The organism is Bradyrhizobium sp. LMTR 3 (assembly GCF_001693485.1).
In the GTDB taxonomy this organism is placed as follows: domain Bacteria; phylum Pseudomonadota; class Alphaproteobacteria; order Rhizobiales; family Xanthobacteraceae; genus Bradyrhizobium.
In genome coordinates this window covers 293,874-311,244 of record NZ_MAXC01000023.1, presented here as the reverse complement: position 1 = coordinate 311,244, position 17,371 = coordinate 293,874, and the positions used below count along the sequence as shown (strand labels likewise).

General features: G+C 64.2%; 13 protein-coding genes and 1 pseudogene. 9 read left to right on the top strand and 5 right to left on the bottom strand.

The features are described from left to right. Positions 1–13: 13 nt before the first annotated feature. The 3 genes from LMTR3_RS18535 (at position 14) to LMTR3_RS18525 (ending at position 3,384) form a co-directional block, all read left to right on the top strand. Positions 14–1,420, top strand: a complete 1,407-nt coding sequence (locus LMTR3_RS18535) for an MATE family efflux transporter (RefSeq protein WP_065746471.1) — start codon at positions 14–16, stop codon at positions 1,418–1,420. Then, complete coding sequence (locus tag LMTR3_RS18530; RefSeq protein WP_065746470.1) at positions 1,417–1,938, top strand: DUF2867 domain-containing protein; 522 nt, start codon at positions 1,417–1,419, stop codon at positions 1,936–1,938. The genes LMTR3_RS18535 and LMTR3_RS18530 overlap by 4 nt, the downstream gene beginning before the upstream one ends. 75 nt (positions 1,939–2,013) lie before the next feature. Then, positions 2,014–3,384: an MmgE/PrpD family protein gene (locus LMTR3_RS18525; protein ID WP_065746469.1), complete on the top strand. Its 1,371-nt coding sequence runs from the start codon at positions 2,014–2,016 to the stop codon at positions 3,382–3,384. A 201-nt stretch (positions 3,385–3,585) separates the two neighbouring features. On the opposite strand, the pseudogene LMTR3_RS18520 reads toward LMTR3_RS18525, so the two are convergent. Together LMTR3_RS18520 and LMTR3_RS18515 are read right to left on the bottom strand one after the other, a co-directional pair. Further along, positions 3,586–5,017 (bottom strand): annotated as a pseudogene (locus tag LMTR3_RS18520) (serine hydrolase domain-containing protein). A 149-nt stretch (positions 5,018–5,166) separates the two neighbouring features. Further along, a complete protein-coding gene (locus LMTR3_RS18515) occupies positions 5,167–6,231 on the bottom strand; it encodes a helix-turn-helix domain-containing protein (protein ID WP_065746760.1) in 1,065 nt (354 codons plus the stop codon). A gap of 203 nt (positions 6,232–6,434) precedes the next feature. On the opposite strand from LMTR3_RS18515, the gene LMTR3_RS18510 reads away from it, so the two are divergent. From LMTR3_RS18510 to LMTR3_RS18500, 3 genes are all read left to right on the top strand, one after another. Further along, on the top strand, positions 6,435–7,352 hold the full coding sequence (locus tag LMTR3_RS18510) for a pirin family protein (RefSeq protein WP_065746468.1): 918 nt from the start codon (positions 6,435–6,437) through the stop codon (positions 7,350–7,352). Positions 7,353–7,421: 69 nt separating this feature from the next. After that, positions 7,422–8,336: a phosphoribosylaminoimidazolesuccinocarboxamide synthase gene (locus LMTR3_RS18505; RefSeq protein ID WP_065746467.1), complete on the top strand. Its 915-nt coding sequence runs from the start codon at positions 7,422–7,424 to the stop codon at positions 8,334–8,336. A gap of 151 nt (positions 8,337–8,487) precedes the next feature. Further along, positions 8,488–9,291: a crotonase/enoyl-CoA hydratase family protein gene (locus LMTR3_RS18500; protein WP_065746466.1), complete on the top strand. Its 804-nt coding sequence runs from the start codon at positions 8,488–8,490 to the stop codon at positions 9,289–9,291. A gap of 165 nt (positions 9,292–9,456) precedes the next feature. On the opposite strand, the gene LMTR3_RS18495 is transcribed toward LMTR3_RS18500, so the two are convergent. Together LMTR3_RS18495 and LMTR3_RS18490 are read right to left on the bottom strand one after the other, a co-directional pair. Next, on the bottom strand, positions 9,457–10,950 hold the full coding sequence (locus tag LMTR3_RS18495) for an NAD-dependent succinate-semialdehyde dehydrogenase (RefSeq protein ID WP_065746465.1): 1,494 nt from the start codon (positions 10,948–10,950) through the stop codon (positions 9,457–9,459). Positions 10,951–11,150: 200 nt separating this feature from the next. Next, complete coding sequence (locus tag LMTR3_RS18490; RefSeq protein ID WP_065746464.1) at positions 11,151–11,471, bottom strand: hypothetical protein; 321 nt, start codon at positions 11,469–11,471, stop codon at positions 11,151–11,153. A 355-nt stretch (positions 11,472–11,826) separates the two neighbouring features. Here LMTR3_RS18490 and LMTR3_RS18485 point away from each other — a divergent pair, with 355 nt between their 5' ends. Further along, positions 11,827–13,020, top strand: a complete 1,194-nt coding sequence (locus LMTR3_RS18485) for a serine hydrolase domain-containing protein (RefSeq protein ID WP_065746463.1) — start codon at positions 11,827–11,829, stop codon at positions 13,018–13,020. Between the two features lie 430 nt (positions 13,021–13,450). On the opposite strand, the gene LMTR3_RS18480 is transcribed toward LMTR3_RS18485, so the two are convergent. Beyond that, on the bottom strand, positions 13,451–14,452 hold the full coding sequence (locus LMTR3_RS18480) for an adenosine kinase (RefSeq protein ID WP_065746462.1): 1,002 nt from the start codon (positions 14,450–14,452) through the stop codon (positions 13,451–13,453). A 111-nt stretch (positions 14,453–14,563) separates the two neighbouring features. Between LMTR3_RS18480 and murJ the strand changes: the two genes are divergently transcribed. Continuing rightward, positions 14,564–16,108 carry a murein biosynthesis integral membrane protein MurJ gene (gene murJ, locus LMTR3_RS18475; RefSeq protein WP_065746461.1) on the top strand — a complete coding sequence of 515 codons (1,545 nt, stop codon included), beginning with the start codon at positions 14,564–14,566 and terminating at the stop codon, positions 16,106–16,108. An 80-nt stretch (positions 16,109–16,188) separates the two neighbouring features. Further along, positions 16,189–17,241, top strand: a complete 1,053-nt coding sequence (gene trpS / locus LMTR3_RS18470; RefSeq protein WP_065746460.1) for a tryptophan--tRNA ligase — start codon at positions 16,189–16,191, stop codon at positions 17,239–17,241. Positions 17,242–17,371 lie beyond the last annotated feature (130 nt).

Here is a 17,371-nt window from a genome sequence, read left to right as displayed (position 1 = left end):
TTAGTCTGTTGCAATGACCTCGCTCGAAAAAATTGAACGCGCAAGCGTTGCGCCACCCGCCTCTGCGGCCGTTCCCGGCCGTCACCTCGCGATTGAGCTGGCCGAGACGCTAAAACTCGCGGTGCCGATCGCGCTGACCCAGCTCGGGCAGATCGCGATGATGACGACCGACATTGCCCTGATCGGCCGGCTCGGCAGCGAGGCCATGGCTGCGGCTGCGCTGGCGCATACCGTCTTCTTTGTCAGCTTCACCTTCGGGATGGGACTGGTGTCTGCCGTGGCGCCCTTGGCAGCGCAGGCATTTGGCGCACGCAACCCAAATTTGATCCGGCGGTCGCTCCGCGTCGGCATGTGGGCTGCATTCCTGATGTCGCTGCCGATGATGGCGCTGTCGTTCTACGGCGAACAGATCCTGTTGATGCTGGGCCAGGCGCCGACGGCTGCGCGCCTTGCGCAAGAATATCTGCTCGGCCTGACCTGGAGCGTCTTGCCCGCGCTGTGGTTCATGGCGATTCGCGGCTTCATGAGCGCGGTCAACCGGCCCGAGCCGATCCTGTGGATCACGCTCGCCGCGATCCCGGCCAATGCGCTACTGGTCTATCTCTTGCTGTATGGCGCCTTCGGCCTGCCGCAGCTTGGCCTGTTCGGCGCGGGATTGGCGACCTCGATCGTCAATCTCGGCACATTCTTGGCGGGCCTGTGGTTTGCCGCACGGCGCCGCCCATTCCGAAAATTTCAGATACTCGGCCATTTCTGGCACGTCGACTGGAAGCTGATGCGGCAGCTCGTTGTGATCGGTGCGCCGATCTCGCTCTCCTTCCTGCTCGAATACGGCCTGTTCGGCGCCGCGGGTCTGCTGATGGGCATCATCAGCACCACCGCGCTGGCCGCGCATCAGATCGCGCTGCAGGTCGCGGCCATCCTGTTCATGGTGCCGTTCGGCATCGGCATGGCCGCCACCGTGCGGGTGGGACACGCCATCGGCCGCGGCGACGCCGGTGCGGTGCGGCGCGCCGGCTACGTCGCAACCTGGCTCGGCATCGTACTGGCGGCAATTCTGACGCTCGCGGTGGTGATCAGCCGCTTCGGCATTGCGCGGATTTTTCTCGGCGAGAACACCGACGCAACGGCCGAACTCTCGGCAACGCTGCTGCTGGTCGGATCGACTTTCTTCATCGCCGACGCCATCCAGACGATTGCCGCCGGCTCATTGCGCGGCATGAACGACACGCGCGTGCCGCTGTTGTTCGCGATCCTCAGTTACTGGCTGATCGGGTTCGCCTGCGCCTGCTGGCTAGGCTTCCGGACCTCCCTGGGCGCCGTCGGCGTGTGGAGCGGGCTCTCGGTCGGGACCGCTGTATACGCGACGCTGCTGCTCTTGCGCTTCCGCCTGCTGACGAGCAAGCTCACGTTCAAATGAACGTCCGCGAAATCACGCCCGCCGTTGACGCCGCCACAATGTTGGCCGGCGCGCAATTTGCCGACGCCTTCCAGATTGAAATCAGGGATCACGAACTCGATGCGCGCCGCGCCGCCGAGCGAATGATGGCGCGTCAGCCGCGATGGGCCGAGGCGCTCTTGTCGGTGCGCAATCTCCTGGTCGCGCCGCTCGGGCTGAAAACGTCGGGCGCCAATCCGGACGTGCCCCGCGACATGATCGGAATTTTTCCGGTGGTGAGCGAAACGCCTGATCGCCTGATCGCCGGCTTCAACGACCGCCACCTCGACTTTCGCGTCGTGGTGGATGTGACGCCTCCCGGCGGCGTCAGGCAGGTCACCGCGACGACGCTGGTGCTGACACACAACTGGCTCGGCCGGGCCTATCTCAAAATCATCATGCCGTTTCATCGGCTGATCGTGCCGGCGCTGCTGCATCAGGTTGTTGCCGGCAGCCTGGACCGGATCTCCCGGTCAGGCGCAAGTAAAGCGGGGGTCTGACCCGCCGTAACGGACGTTGACGACGCCCCGGCTGCGCCGTACCTAACTCAAACGCAAGAACAACGAGGCAACGCCGTGGCCCACGAAACCGCAACGCTCGCAGCCTATGTCGCCGACCTGAAATTTGCCGACATTCCGCCCGAGGTGCTCAACCGCGCCAAGGTGCTGACGCTGGATTTCCTCGGCAGCACGATCCGGGCGCGGCGCGATGCGGAATCCACGCCCTCGCTGCTCAAGATGCTGGAAGCACTGGCGCTGGACGGCAAGGGCGAGGCCACCGTATTCGGCGATGCGAAGACCTGGACGCCTGCGGTCGCCGCGCTGCTTAACGGCGCGCTCGGCCATTCCCTCGATTTCGACGACACGCATGCCGATTCCTCGCTGCATCCAAGCGCACCCGTGGTGCCGGCGGCGTTTGCGGTTGGCGAAATGGTCGGCGCATCCGGGCGCGACGTGCTGACTGCGATCGTGGCCGGCTATGAAGTGTGCTGCCGGCTCGGCAACGCGCTCGATCCGACCTCGCATTATGCGCGCGGCTTTCATCCGACCGCGACCGCGGGAACCTATGGCGCGGCTGCCGCCGCGGGAAAGCTGTTTGGCCTCTCGAAGGACCAGATCATCTCAGCCTTTGGCGTTTCCGGCAGCCAGGCCGCGGGCTCGCTGCAGTTTCTGGTCAACGGCGCCTGGAACAAGCGCTACCAGGTCGGTGCCGCCGCGATGAACGGCGTCATCGCTGCCACGCTCGCACGCAACAATTTTGTCGGCTCGACCGAGTCAGTCGAGGGCAAGCATGGCCTCCTCGTCGGCTACAGCGACGACGCCCATCCCGACAAGGCTGTCGCCGGCCTTGGCAAGACCTATGAAACGCTGCGGATCGGCGTGAAGCCTTATCCGAGCTGCCGCTACACCCATGCCGCGCTGGATGCGCTGATCGCGATGCGCCGGGAACACAATCTGACGCCGGACCAGATCAAGCGGGTCGAGATCGGCCTGCACCGCAACGGCATCACGTTGACCGGCGACGCCGCCACCAAGCGGCATCCGAGCTCGATCGTCGGCGGGCAATTCTCGATGTTCTTCACCGGCGCGCTGGTGCTCGACCAGGGCCGTTTCGGGTGGGACGATTACGAGCGGCTCGGTGATGCCGCCGTCAATGCGCTCGCCGACAAGTTCGATGTGGTGCAGGACGATCGCCTCGAGATCGGCCGCACCCACCCCTTCGGCGCGCGCGTCTCGATCACCACCGACGATGGCGTGCATGAGCGTCTCTATGCCGATCCCTCCGGCGAGCCGAACACGTTTCCGGACGCCCAGGCGATGCAGCAAAAATTCCTCACGCTCGCCCGCCCCGTGCTGAACGGCCGCGCCGATCAGCTCGCCGATGCGATCCTGTCGCTGGAACGGTTCGACCGCGTCGAGAAGGCCACGCAATTGGGGCGGCAGTAGACTGAACAAGCACCACATCGGCGGTATACCCCTTGTGGGAGAGGGTGGATCAATCGTGCGAAGCACGATTGAGACGGGTGAGGGGTCTCTCTCCGCGGGTGAATCTCTCGCATTGGTATTCGCGGATAGAACCCTCATCCGGCGGACTACGTCCGCCACCTTCTCCCACAAGGGGAGAAGGAAGATTTGCCTCATCACGTATCAGTTCGCTCCTGCCAGCTTTCCCTTGCCGCCGGTTGCCGCGACCACATCTCGCACGAGATCGAACACGCCGTCGCCTTCTGGCGGCCAATTCGGCGAGCGCCCGAGCCGGACGATCACCAACTGTTCGGAGGGGACGACGATCACATACTGCCCGAGCGTGCCCTTTGCGAAGAACGCGTCGCGTGGCCAGCCGCGCTCGGTGCGGTAGGTTGCACCGAAACTGTCGCCGTGATTGGTCCAGAAGCCGGCACCCTGGCCGACCCAGGCATTTTGCGTCGGCGTCGCCGAATATTTCACCCAGCCTTCGGGCAGAATGCGGCTTTCCGTCGGCCATGCCATCATTGAGATAGAGCTGGCCGAAGCGCGCCCAGTCGCGGGCGCTGGCGAGCATCTGGCTCGATCCATCCGCATTGCCCGAGGCGTCGAATTCGAGCGTCACGTTACGCATGCCGAGCGGCTCGAACAGTTCCTGCCTTGCGAAGCCCATCATATGGGCTGCGCTGCCGCCAGTGGCCTGGCGGATCAGATGCGCGAGAATGACGGTGTTGCCGTCTTGGTAGTTCCACGCCGCGCCTGGCGTCGACTCCAGCGGCATGCTCACTGCATAGGCGGCCATATCGGGCTCCATGAACTTCATGCGATTGACCGGCTCGAGCGCGGACGCCAGCGACGCCTACAGCGAACTGCCCAGCTTTAGCCCCGCGGTGTGGCGCAGCAGATGATCGAGCGTGATCGCCCGCCTCGCGTCGCCAGGGCCTTGCCACGCCGCGATCGGCACCGGCTCGTGAAGCTTCAGCGCGCGCTTGCGCACGAGGATGCCGGCCAGCGCCGACATGACTGACTTGGTGGCGGAGAATCCAAGCAGAGGCGTGTCGATGCCGATGCCCTCGGCATAGCGTTCGGCAATGATGCGCCCATCCTTCAGGATCACCGCGGCGCGGGTGTTGCGCGGCGGCGACTTGTCCGGCTCGGTGAAGGCGCGGTCGAGTGCGAGAGCCAGTTGCGGCGTCTGCGGTTCGACAATGGCACGGCCAGCGTTGTCGGGCAGCAGCGCCGGTCTCGTCTCCGACGGCGGCAACACAATCTCGGCCACGGCACCACCATGATCGAGATAGCAGCCGAGCCCTTCGCCGCGGTAGACCGCGTGACTCCGGCCCAGGCCGAACAGTGTCACCGTGACGTCCTTGCGAGCACGGTCGACGCGATAGTCGAGCGCCCAGGCGATCAGGCCGGCGCCCGGCATGGCGGACGCAGTCTCGGCAAACACGCGCGCCGGGTCGAGGCCGGAGACGAAGGTCTCGCTGCAGAGCACGCCGCCGACGAAGCCGGTCGCGACCTTCGGCACGTCGCGGGCGCGGGCGGCCGAGAGCGCGAGTGCGCTGAGCGCCGTGGTGGCGGCGAGGATGAGGATGAGATTTCGTCTGGTCACGGAGGCCTCCGGCACGACGCATCAGCGTGTGCCGGGGATGTTGATGAGGCCGCCGCCGGCCGCTCGCCGGATTTGGAACTCGCGCTGGCCGAATGCTCGAAATGCCTCGCCGATTCTAAAATTATGTAACAATAACAATATGATGCGGATTAAGCCGCGCTCGCCTTCAGCCGGCGATATTCGGTCGGCGTGACGCCTGTGATGGCCTTGAAGGCGCGGTTGAACGGGCCGAGCGACTGGAAGCCGGCGTCCATCGCAATCGTAATCACGGGGACTTCGGCCTGGCTTGGATCGGCCAGCGCCGCCTTGGCTTCGGCGATCCGGTGCTCGTTGAGGAAGACATTGAAATTGCGGTAGCCGAGCCGCTGGTTGATCAGCCGCCGCAGCCGGTATTCGGGAATGGCGAGTTTGGTTGCGAGTGTGCCGATGGTGACGTTGTCATGCCGATAGATGCGCTCGTCGGCCATCAGGCGCATCAGTGCATCGATGAGTTTTTGGTCGGCCGCGCTGGACTCGACGGCGGTGGCCGCCTCGATGGGACGGGGCTGGACGACCGCCGCAGCCGGGAACAGATCGGCGCCATCGACACGCATCATCGCAATCGCGATGGCCGCGACCACGGCGGCGAGCGCCGCCGAATTCAGGGTGTTGGCAAGGTCCGCGGCGCCGCTGCCGGACAGTGATATCTGCAGCACCGCATTCAGCCCGCCGTACAGTGCCGCCGCGCTGACGATGAAGACGCGGATGCGGCGTCGGCCCTCGACCAGATCGGCCGACCATGACGCGACGGTCTGCACGACGGCCAGCACGATGAAGCCGAGCGCGAGCAGATTGACCGCGATGATGGAGAACTGCACGCCGGATGCGGGCGCCAGCCACATGCAGTTGACGAAGCTGAAAACCGCGACCGCCGCCCAGACCAGCGCGTGCCACCAGCGCAGTTTGGACGTCTCCTCGAACAGCGCCCGCGTAAACAGCCAGAACACCACGGCATTGCCGGTCGACAGCGCGATCACGGGCGCGAGCGCCGGAGCCACCTTCGATGTCACACCGATCGAAGAGGTCACGGCATGCGCCGCCGAACCCACTGCGAAGGCCACAGCGAGCCGTCCGGCGAGTACCGTTCCAAAACCGCGAAACAGCGCTGCTGCCAGCACCAGAAGCAACGCCACGGTGGCGCCGCGCAGGGCGATGTCGAAGGTGGATAGCAGCATCGGATGGTCCGTTCGTGCATTCATCTGCGCGTTATGAATCTAGCGCGAAGTGGCCCGCGCTTCAATTTTCAGGTTCCAGACTTGTACGCACGTGCTTACCGCCGTCATTGCGAGCCAACGGGTCGCAATGACGTGGAGAGGCCGTCGCCTGTAGGCGATCCCGCGATTCCTGCTATGATCGCACAAAACTTCAAGGAGCCCCCATGAGCTGGCAACCGTCCAACGATCCCGTGCTCGGCGATCCCAAAAGCTGCGATGCGCTCGACCTCATCATCGTGCCGCGCACCCGCGATCTCGGCGACGGATTTGCGGTGCGGCGCGCGCTGCCGCATGGCAAGCGGCAGATGGTCGGGCCGTTCATCTTCTTCGACCATTTCGGCCCGGTGCAGTTCATGGCCGGCAAGGGCATGGATGTGCGGCCGCATCCGCATATCGGGCTTGCCACCGTCACCTATCTGTTCGACGGCTCGATCATGCACCGCGACAGCGAGGGAAACATCCAGGAGATCCAGCCCGGCGCGATGAACCTGATGACGGCAGGCCGCGGTATCGCGCATTCCGAGCGCACGCCCGATGTGCAGCGCCGCGATGGCCAGAAGATGCTCGGCCTGCAAAGCTGGATCGCGCTGCCGGCGGGCTCCGAAGAGATCGCGCCGTCGTTCCAGCATTACGCGGCCGAAGCGCTGCCGACAGTGAAGGAGAGCGGATTCACCGCGCGCATCATCGCGGGCCACGGCTTTGGCGTGCAATCGCCTGTCAGCATGGTGTCGCCCTGGTTCTATACCGAAGTGACGGCGCAGGCTGGGACCAGCGTACCGCTCGACCCTGACCATGAGGAGCGCGCGATCTACCTCGTCGACGGCGAAGTCGAGATCGCGAACGAGCGCTACGAGGGGCCGCGGCTCCTGATCTTCCGGCCCGGCGACCGCATCACGGTGAAGGCGGTCACGCCGGTGCGGATGATGTTTCTTGGCGGCGACGCGCTGGAAGGCCCGCGGCACATCTGGTGGAATTTCGTTTCCTCCAGCAAGGAGCGGATCGAGCAGGCCAAACAGGATTGGAAAACTGGGCGGTTTGCGGCCGTTCCGCAAGAACATGAGTTCATTCCGCTGCCGGAGTGAGCTATTGCTCCGCTTTCTCATTTGCCGCCTCGCGCTTGCACGAGGCCGCCTGTTCGAAAGCCTGACCAGATGAACGCGATGCTTGCCAGCGACTTGCCCCTGCCCCGGATCGGCCGCGGCAAGGTGCGCGATATCTACGCCGTCGGCAGCGACTGCGTGCTGCTGGTCACCACCGACCGCATCAGCGCCTTTGACGTGGTGATGGCGGAAACCATCCCGATGAAGGGCGCGGTGCTGACGCAGATCAGCGCGTGGTGGTTCCGCCAGCTCGAAGGCGTGGTGCCGCATCACATGATCAGCGCCGACGCCGACGAAATCATCCGCAAGGTGCCTGGCCTGAAGGACCACCGCGCCGACATTCTCGGGCGCGCGATGCTGTGCCGGCGCACCACCGTGTTTCCGGTCGAATGCGTGATCCGCGGCTATATCTCCGGCTCCGCCTGGAAGGAGTATGCGGCCTCCGGCACGCTTGCGGGCGAGGAGCTGGCGGAAGGCCTGCTCGAAAGCGGAAAGCTCGAGCCACCGATCTTCAGCCCGGCGACCAAGGCCGAGACCGGCCATGACGAGAACATCACCATCGCGCGCATGCGCGAGATCGTCGGCAGCGACATCGCCGAAAAACTCGAGAGCATGGCACGCACGGTCTATAATTTCGGCGAGCGGATCGCCCGCCACCAGGGCATCATCATCGCCGACACCAAGTTCGAATTCGGCCGCGCGGCGGACGGCCGCGTCATCCTGATCGACGAGGTGATGACGCCGGATAGCTCGCGGTTCTGGGCGGCCGACGTCTACAAGCCCGGCCGGCCGCAACCCTCCTTCGACAAGCAGCCGCTGCGCGACTATCTCGACGCCGAGCGCCATGCCGGCCGCTGGAACGGCGACGCTCCGCCGCCTCCGCTCCCCGACAGCGTGGTGGACGCGACGAGCAAGCGCTATCTCGAAGCGTACCGGCGCGTGACGGGGGATGAGTTGCAGGTTTAGTCCGTCAACCACGACCTCGCCCATTCTCATGCTGTCGTCGCCCGGCTTGCCGGGCGATGACAACTGTCGAAGATGGCGACCTCACCGTCATTGCGTCACCCTCGCGTCTAATGCCAAGCTTCCAGGAATTAATATCCAGGGAGCGCCAAAGATGTCCGAAGAAAATTCCGTACTCGTCGAGCGCGATGGTCCCGTGACCATCGTTTCCATCAACCGTCCGCATTGCCGCAACGCCGTCGATGGCGCGACCGCGCGGAAACTCTACGACGCGTTTCTTGCTTTCGATGCCGACGAGAGCGCGTCGGTTGCGGTGTTCACCGGCACCGGTGGCTATTTCTGCGCCGGCGCTGACCTCAAGGCGGTGGCGGCGGGCGATCCGAACAAGAAGCGGGAGCTCGGCGGCCACGATTCGATTGCGCCGATGGGACCGAGCCGGCTGCGGCTGTCGAAGCCGGTGATTGCCGCGGTCGAAGGCTTTGCGGTGGCGGGCGGCATGGAGCTCGCGCTATGGGCCGACATGCGCGTGGTTGCGGAAGACGCGACTTTCGGCATCTTCTGCCGCCGGTTCGGCGTGCCATTGATCGATCTCGGCACCATTCGGCTACCGCGGCTGATCGGGCACTCGCAGGCGATCGACTTGATCCTCACCGGCCGGCCGGTCGGCGCGCAGGAGGCGCTGCGGATGGGGCTGGCCAATCGCGTCGTTGGTCGCGGCGAGGCAGCCGCACAGGCGATTGCGCTGGCGCGGGAGATCGCACGATTTCCGCAAAAATGCCTGCGCGCCGATCGGTTGTCGGCGCTGCGGCAATGGGATCTTGCGGAGGAGGAAGCGATCGCCAACGAAATGCGCGGCGGGCTCGCGGTGATTGCGTCAGGCGAAACGTTGTCGGGCGCGACGCGGTTTGCTTCGGGCGTGGGACGTCATGGCGCGTTTGCTAGTGACGCGAGCGATTGATGGAGTTGTCGTCCCTGCGAACGCAGAGACCCATAACCTCTGATGTCTGTTGTTACAGTTGATTGTAGGGTAGGCAAAGCGCAGCGTGCCCACCACACCTGGCGCAATCGAGAATGGTGGGCACGCTTCGCTTTTGCCCACCCTACGAAACCCGGACGACCGCTACTACACCCCGGCCATCATCACGTATTTGATCTCGACATACTCTTCCATGCCGTGATGCGAGCCTTCACGGCCGAGGCCGCTTTCCTTGACGCCGCCGAACGGCGCCACTTCGGTCGTGATCAGGCCGGTGTTGACGCCGACCATGCCTGATTCCAGCGCTTCGGCGACGCGCCAGACGCGGCCGAGATCGCGGGAATAGAAGTAGGAGGCGAGGCCGAACGGCGAGGCGTTGCACATCGCGATCACGTCGGCCTCGTCCTTGAAGCGGAACACCGGCGCCAGCGGCCCAAAGGTTTCTTCATGCGCGACCAGCGCATCCGGCTTCACATTTGACAGCACCGTCGGCTCGAAGAAGCTGCCGCCGAGCGCATGGCGCTTGCCGCCGGTGACGATCTTGGCGCCGCCCTTTACCGCGTTCTCGATGTGCTTCTCGACCTTGAGCACCGCGTCCATGTTGATCAGGGGGCCCTGCACCACGCCTTGCTCCGTGCCGTCGCCGATCTTCATCGCCGCGACCTTCTTGGAAAGCTTCTCGACGAACGCGTCGTAGATCTTGTCCTGGGCGTAGATGCGGTTGGCGCAGACGCAGGTCTGGCCCATGTTGCGGTATTTCGAGATCATGGCGCCTTCGACCGCCGCATCGATATCGGCATCATCGAACACGATGAAGGGAGCATTGCCGCCGAGCTCGAGGCCGAGTTTCTTCACGCCCACTGAAGCCTGCTGATAGAGGATCTTGCCGACTTCGGTCGAGCCGGTGAAGCCGACGAACCGCACCGCGGGATGCTCGCACAGCACCTTTCCGATCGCGGACGAATTGCCGGTCAGGATGTTGAACACGCCCTTCGGCACGCCGGCCTTTTCGGCAAGCGCGACCAGCGCCAGCGCGGTCAGCGGGGTTTCATTGGCGGGCTTGAGCACCACGGTGCAGCCGGCAGCGAGCGCCGGCGAGACTTTCCGCGTGATCATCGAGCACGGGAAATTCCACGGCGTGATCGCGCCGCAGACGCCGATCGGCTGCTTGATGGCGAGTAGCCGTGCATCCGGCCGCTGGGTCGGAATGGTTTCGCCGTAGACGCGGCGGGCTTCTTCCGCGAAGAATTCGACATAGGCGCCACCGATATCGACTTCACCGAGCGCTTCCGCCAGCGGCTTGCCTTGTTCCGACGTGAGTATCAGCGCGAGATCCTCGCGGTTCGCCGCGATCAGCTCGAACCACTTTCGCAAAATGTTGGAGCGTTGTTTGGCGGTGAGCTTGGCCCAGGCGGGGAATGCACGCTCGGCGGCTTCGACCGCTTGGGTGGCTTCGGCCGTGCTGAACGCCGGGACTTTTGCGAGTTCGACACCGTTGACCGGATTGGTGACCGGGCGCGACGGCGTGCCGACCCAGGCGCCGTCGATGTAGCAGCGGTCGCGCAGCAGCGAGGAATCTTTCAGGCGGTCATGCAGCGAGGGCTGGGCGGATTTGGCGCGAGCGGCGACGGGCGGGTTCATGGCGTACTCCTCGGATTTTCTTGAAGGATTGGTCCGAGTATAGGCCGATATCCGCGGCGATGCACCGGCGGCAGACGCGGGTCTGCTTCAAGCAATGTTGAGGGCGATGGGGCCACCGTCATTCCGGGATGGTCCGAAGGACCAGACCCGGAATCTCGAGATTCCGGGTTCGCTTCGCGCCCCGGAATGACGATCACTCCTTACGCCGCCCCGCTCATATACGTCTCGCGGCGGCCAATCATGCGCTGCGCGGCGGCCTTGGCGTCGGCTTTCGTAGAGGTCGCGCAGGTCCGATATTCGAGGTCGGGCAGTTTGGCGGGGTCGCGGCGGCTGAACCAGGACTTGGAACCGACCGGCAAAAGCGCCAGCGCCTGGGCGACGTTATCGACCGCCTCAAACGAGTGCAGCGCACCGGTACCGGCGTAGCGCACTTCATAAATGCCGGGCGAGATCGGCGCCTCGATATTTTCGCCACGCCCGGGACGGGGGTAACGCTTCCATTCACTCCATGTCGAAATCATTGCGCACCTTTGCACAAGCAGAAAAATGACAACCATTTTGGTTAATTTGACCCAGCCAACACGCTTGCGTTTATGCTGGAATCTGAACGCTTTACTGAAAAAGGTCGGCGACGGGAATCGCTACCGAAATCACGTTATCGTGGATGGTTAAGCCGGTCACCGCCATTGCCCTGCGCGCCCGGCAGAATGCGGCGATGTGTTGCCATTTTGTGCCGCCAGCCCGGCGCGGCTACTGCCTCCCCCTTTACTTATCACGAGATCGCGACATCGGCGGCCGCCTCCGCCGAGCGCTTGCGGGATCACGCGGCCGGGAGGAAGATCGTTCCACTCCATAAAAAACAGCGGGAGGTGACCCATGCAAAGCAAGGCCGAGATCGATCAGATTCTTCGTCAGAAATGCGAGGTGAAGGAAATTCCCGGCGTGGTCGCGATGGCGGCCACCAGCAATGAGGTGATCTACCAGGGCGCGTTCGGCCAACGCGACCTTTCCAAGGACGACGTCATGACCGCCGACAGCGTGTTCTGGATCGCCTCGATGACCAAGGCGATTACGACCGCGGCCGGCATGCAGCTCGTGGAGCAAGGCAAGCTCTCGCTCGACGAGCCGATCGGAAAAGTGCTGCCTGACCTCGCCAGCCCGCAAGTGCTGGAAGGTTTCGACGCCAATGGCGAGCCGAAGCTGCGCCCCGCGACGAAGCCGATCACGCTACGCCATCTGATGACCCACACCGCCGGCTTCGCCTACAACATGTGGAGCGAAGTGTGCGCGACGTATCTCGACAAGACCGGAACCCCGGCTATCACCACCTGCCAGAACGCCGCGCTGAAGACGCCGATCATGAGCGAGCCCGGCACGCGCTGGGAATACGGCACCAGTATCGATTTCGTCGGCAAGGCGGTGGAAGCGGTGAGCGGCAAGCGGCTCGATGCTTATTTGCGCGACCACATGTTCACCCCGCTCGGCATGAACGACACCGCTTTCAAGATCACCGATTCGATGCGCCAGCGGCTGGTCGGCATGCATGCCCGCGGCCCGGATGGCTCGCTGGCGCCGATCCCGTTCGAGCTGGAACAGGAGCCGGAATTCCACATGGGCGGCGGCGGCCTCTACGGCACCGCGGCCGACTACATCAAGTTCACCCAGATGATCCTCAACAAGGGCCGCGGCAACGGCAACGAGGTGCTCAAGCCCGAGACCATCGCGCTGATGAGCCAGAACCACATCGGCGAGCTCACCATGGTCAAGATGGTGACGGTGGCGCCGATCTACACCAACGACGTCGATCTCTATCCTGATATCGTCAAGAAGTGGGGCCTCTCCTTCATGATCAACACCGCCCCGACGGCCGAGGGACGCAGCGCCGGCAGCCTGGCCTGGGCCGGTCTCGCCAACACCTATTTCTGGATCGACCCGGCGCGCGACGTTTCCGGCGTCATCCTGATGCAGTTGTTGCCATTCGCCGATGCAAAATGCCTGGAGGCCTTTGCGGGGTTTGAGCGCGGGGTGTACGCCGGGCTCGACGCCGGCAGCGGCCAACGCGCGGCGTAGAAAAGATGAAAGAGGGCGGCTACGCTTCGTCGCGCGGCACGCCCTCTCCTCATCCACGGCCGTCATGCCCCGCGCATGCGGGGCATCCAGTACGCCGCGGCTTGCTGAGAGCTTCAGCCTAATTGCAGATGCTGCGCCACTCATATTGCCGGGTGGCCGGGTTGAGAACTTGGCGTTGGGAGCATTGCGAGGTGCCGATGGGCGGCAGTTGCGCTGGTTGTATCGGCGCGATCGATGGCGGCGTCAGTGCACACGTTGTCATTGGACAGATCGGCGGCAAATCAATCGAGCTACTACACAGCGGCTGCATTTGACCGTCGACGCAGCGGCAGACACAGGATGCCTCCGCACCGGCTGTGAGAAGAACGCCAAAAGCAACCGTTAAAATCAATCGGCCCATTTTTAAACCCCTAAGCCGATAGACCGCGCCCTACACCGCCAACCCGTTCTGCTTCGCCAGATCCTGCAGCGACACCTGTGGCCGCGCGCCGATGTGCTGGATCACTTCGGCGGCTGCCAGCGCGCCGAGGCGCCCGGCATTTTCATGACCGGCGTTGCGCACCAGCCCAAACAGGAAACCGGCGGCGAAGAGGTCGCCGGCGCCGGTGGTGTCGACGAGCTTTTCGATCGGGAACGCCGGCGCCGCGACAACGCCATCGGACGACACCACGACGCAGCCCTTCTCGCTGCGGGTGACGACGGCGAGTTTTGTATCCGCGCGGAGCTGCTTCAGCGCACCCTCGAAATCCGAGGTCTGATACAGCGAATGCAGTTCGGTCTCGTTGGCGAAGACGAGATCGACCGTGCCTTTGCGCATCAGATCGAGAAATTCGTCGCGGTAGCGATCGACGCAGAATGAGTCCGACAGCGTGAGCGCCACCTGTCGGCCGGCGCCATGGGCGATGCTAGCTGCCTTGACGAAGGCTTCCTTGGCGTTTTGGGGATCCCAGAGATAGCCTTCGAGATAGACGATCCGCGATGCCGCAATCTGCGCCTCGTCGATATCGGCCGGCCTCAGGTCCTGCGCCGCGCCGAGATAGGTGTTCATGGTGCGCTCGCCGTCCGGCGTCACCAGAATGTAGGAGCAGCCGGTGGCGGGGCCGGCTTCAGCCGCCCTGGTCTCGAAGGCGACGCCGGCGGCGCGGATGTCGTGGGTGTAGAGGCCGCCGATCTGGTCGCTCTTGACCTTGCCGACATAGGCGGCACGGGCGCCGAAATTGGCGACGCCGACAATGGTGTTGGCGGCCGACCCGCCGGACACCTCCGTCGCCGGGCCCATGTCGCGGTAGATCGACGCCGCGCGGGCCTCGTCGATCAGCGCCATGCCGCCCTTGGTCATGCCGTGATCGGCCAGAAATTTCTCATCGGTTTGCGCGAAGACGTCGAAAATCGCATTGCCGATAGCGAGAACGTCGTATTTTGCGTCAGTCATTCATCCGTCCTGTTTACGGCGTTGCGCGAAGAAGCCGAGCACGGCTAAGAAGGCTGCGGCCTACCAGATCGGCGTAGCGCCAGCAAGTGAAGCTGCTGCTATACAGCCTCCATGATCCGCTCTTTCCTCACGGTCTCCACGGGAACGCTGGCCTCGCGGCTACTCGGCTTCGTGCGCGATTCCGCGCTGGCGGCGCTGCTTGGCGCGGGAGCCGTGGCGGACGCGTTTCTGGCCGCGTTCCAACTGGTCAATGTCATCAGACGGCTGCTGACCGAGGGCGGACTGAACGCCGCGCTGGTGCCTTCATGGCTGCGTGTGCGTGAAACCGATGGCGCGGTAGCGGCGGCGGCGTTTGCGGGGCGCGTGCTCGGCACGATTACGGCTGTATTGATCGTTGCCACGGCATTGATGGCGCTCGTCATGCCACTCGTCATCACCGTGCTGGCGCCGGGATTTGCCGGTCGCGAGACGCTGCAGCTCGCCGTCGACAATGCGCGGCTGATGCTGCCCTACCTCGCCTTTGCCGGTCCGGTGACGGTGATGATGGCACTACTGAACGCACAGGGGCGATTTGCGCTGACGGCGTTTTCGCCGCTGCTGTTCAACATCGCGCTGATCGCGGTGATGGCAGCGCTGCTGGTCGTGCAGCCGGATGCCACGCGGGCCGCGCAGATCGTCGCCGCAACCGTGGGCATCGCCGGGCTGTTGCAACTCTCCGTGCTGGTGCTGCGCCGTGGCGAGAACATCGCGACACCTTTGCGCGTCTCGTTCGACAAGGAGATCCGCGGCTTTCTCGGCAAGGCTGTGCCGGGCATGATGGCGTCGAGCGCGCCGCAATTGCTTGTCGTGGCCGGCGCGATCATCGCGTCCTCGTCGCCGTCGGCGGTATCGTGGCTCTATTTCGCCAACCGGCTGGTCGAACTGCCGCTCGGCATTGTCGGCGTCGCCATGGGCACGGTATTGATCCCGGAACTGACGCGCGCGGTGCGGGCTGAGAACCGCGCTGCCGTTGCTCACGCCGAATCGCGCGGCCTCGAACTCGCGGTTGGCCTCGCACTGCCGGCAACGCTCGGCCTGATCGCGTTAGCTGCGCCGATCGTGCGGCTGTTGTTCGAGCATGGCGCGTTCACCGCCGATGACACCAAAGCCACCGCCCGCGCGCTGATGTGGCTGACGCTGGCGTTGCCGGCGCATGTGCTGGTCAAGGCGCTGTCGCCGGCGTTCTTCGCCCGCGAGGATACGATGACGCCGCTAACCGCCGCGCTGGGAGGCGTGGTGCTGGCGATCGCTTCTGCCTTCCTGCTCAGCCATTGGTACGGCGCAGACGGCATCGCGGTGGCCATTGCTGTTGGCGCCTGGAGCATGGCGTTCAGCCTGATCCGCCGCGGCGCGAAAACCTTCGGGTTTTCGATCGACAGGCAAGCAAAACGGCGGCTGCCGCGCATCGCGCTGGCGGCACTGGCGATGGGCGCGTTGCTGTGGCTTGCGACGCGGTCGCTGCCTTCCCTCACCTCGGGCGCACACGGCCTTGTGCAGGCCATCCTGCTGCTGATCGTGATCTCGGCAGGAATTGCGATTTACGGCCTGCTCTTAAGGGTTTTCGGCGTCATCGGCTGGCGCGACGCGGTTAACGCCGTCAGGCAAACGAAGGGCTAGCAGCTTGCGCTGATAGCCCCTGCGTGGCAAACGACGGCGCGAAACAGGCATCCGAGACAGGATCCTTGGGGAAGCTGACAATGGCTTTTGTTGAACGGGTTTTTTCCGGCGTCCAGCCGACGGGTAATCTGCATCTCGGCAATTACCTCGGCGCGATCGTCAACTTCGTGAAGATGCAGGAAACCCATAACTGCATCTATTGCGTCGTCGACATGCACGCGATCACGCAAGGCGTCGACGTCTGGGGCGGCCCGGCGGAACTGGCCCGCAACACCCGCGAGGTTACCGCGGCCTTCATCGCCGCCGGCATCGATCCGAAGAAGCACATTGTGTTCAACCAGAGCCAGGTCGCCGGCCACGCCGAGCTCGCCTGGATCTTCAACTGCGTGGCGCGGGTCGGCTGGCTCAGCCGCATGACGCAGTTCAAGGAGAAGGCCGGCAAGGATCGCGAGAACGCGTCCGTGGGGCTCTATGACTATCCGGTGCTGATGGCGGCGGACATTCTGCTGTACCGCGCCACCCATGTGCCGGTCGGCGAGGACCAGAAGCAGCATCTGGAGCTCTCACGGGACATCGCGCAGAAGTTCAACAATGATTTCGGCGATTCGATACGCGGCCACGGTTTCAACGACGGCCTGTTCTTTCCGCAGCCCGAGCCCTTTATCACCGGCCCGGCAACGCGGGTGATGTCGCTTCGCGACGGCACCAAGAAAATGTCGAAGTCGGACGCATCGGACAACTCGCGCATCAACCTGACCGACGACGCCGACCTGATCGCGCAGAAGATCCGGAAAGCCAAGACCGATCCGGAACCGTTGCCGTCGGAGGAAAAGGGGCTGGAGAACCGCCCCGAGGCCGACAATCTCGTCGGCATCTATGCGGCGCTGGCCGAGCGCAGCAAATCCGACGTGCTGCGCGAATTCGGCGGCGGGCAGTTCTCCAGCTTCAAGAATGCGCTGGTGGAACTTTGCGTGGCGAAACTCTCGCCGATCGCCGCCGAGATGAAGCGGCTGGTCGCCGATCCCGGCCATGTCGACAAGATTCTGGTCGATGGCGCCGACCGCGCGCGCGTCCTTGCCGACGAAACCATGCGGGCGACACGGGACATCGTCGGTTTCATCCGAAAGAGCTAGAGATTCTTGTTTTGACGCGTTTTCTGCGCAGATAAGTCTACGCAATCTGCGTAAACTTGATTGCTATGCGAACCGGTACCCACCCCCGGATCAAGTCCGAGGGCATGCTTCGCTCGAAAACGCTATGGCT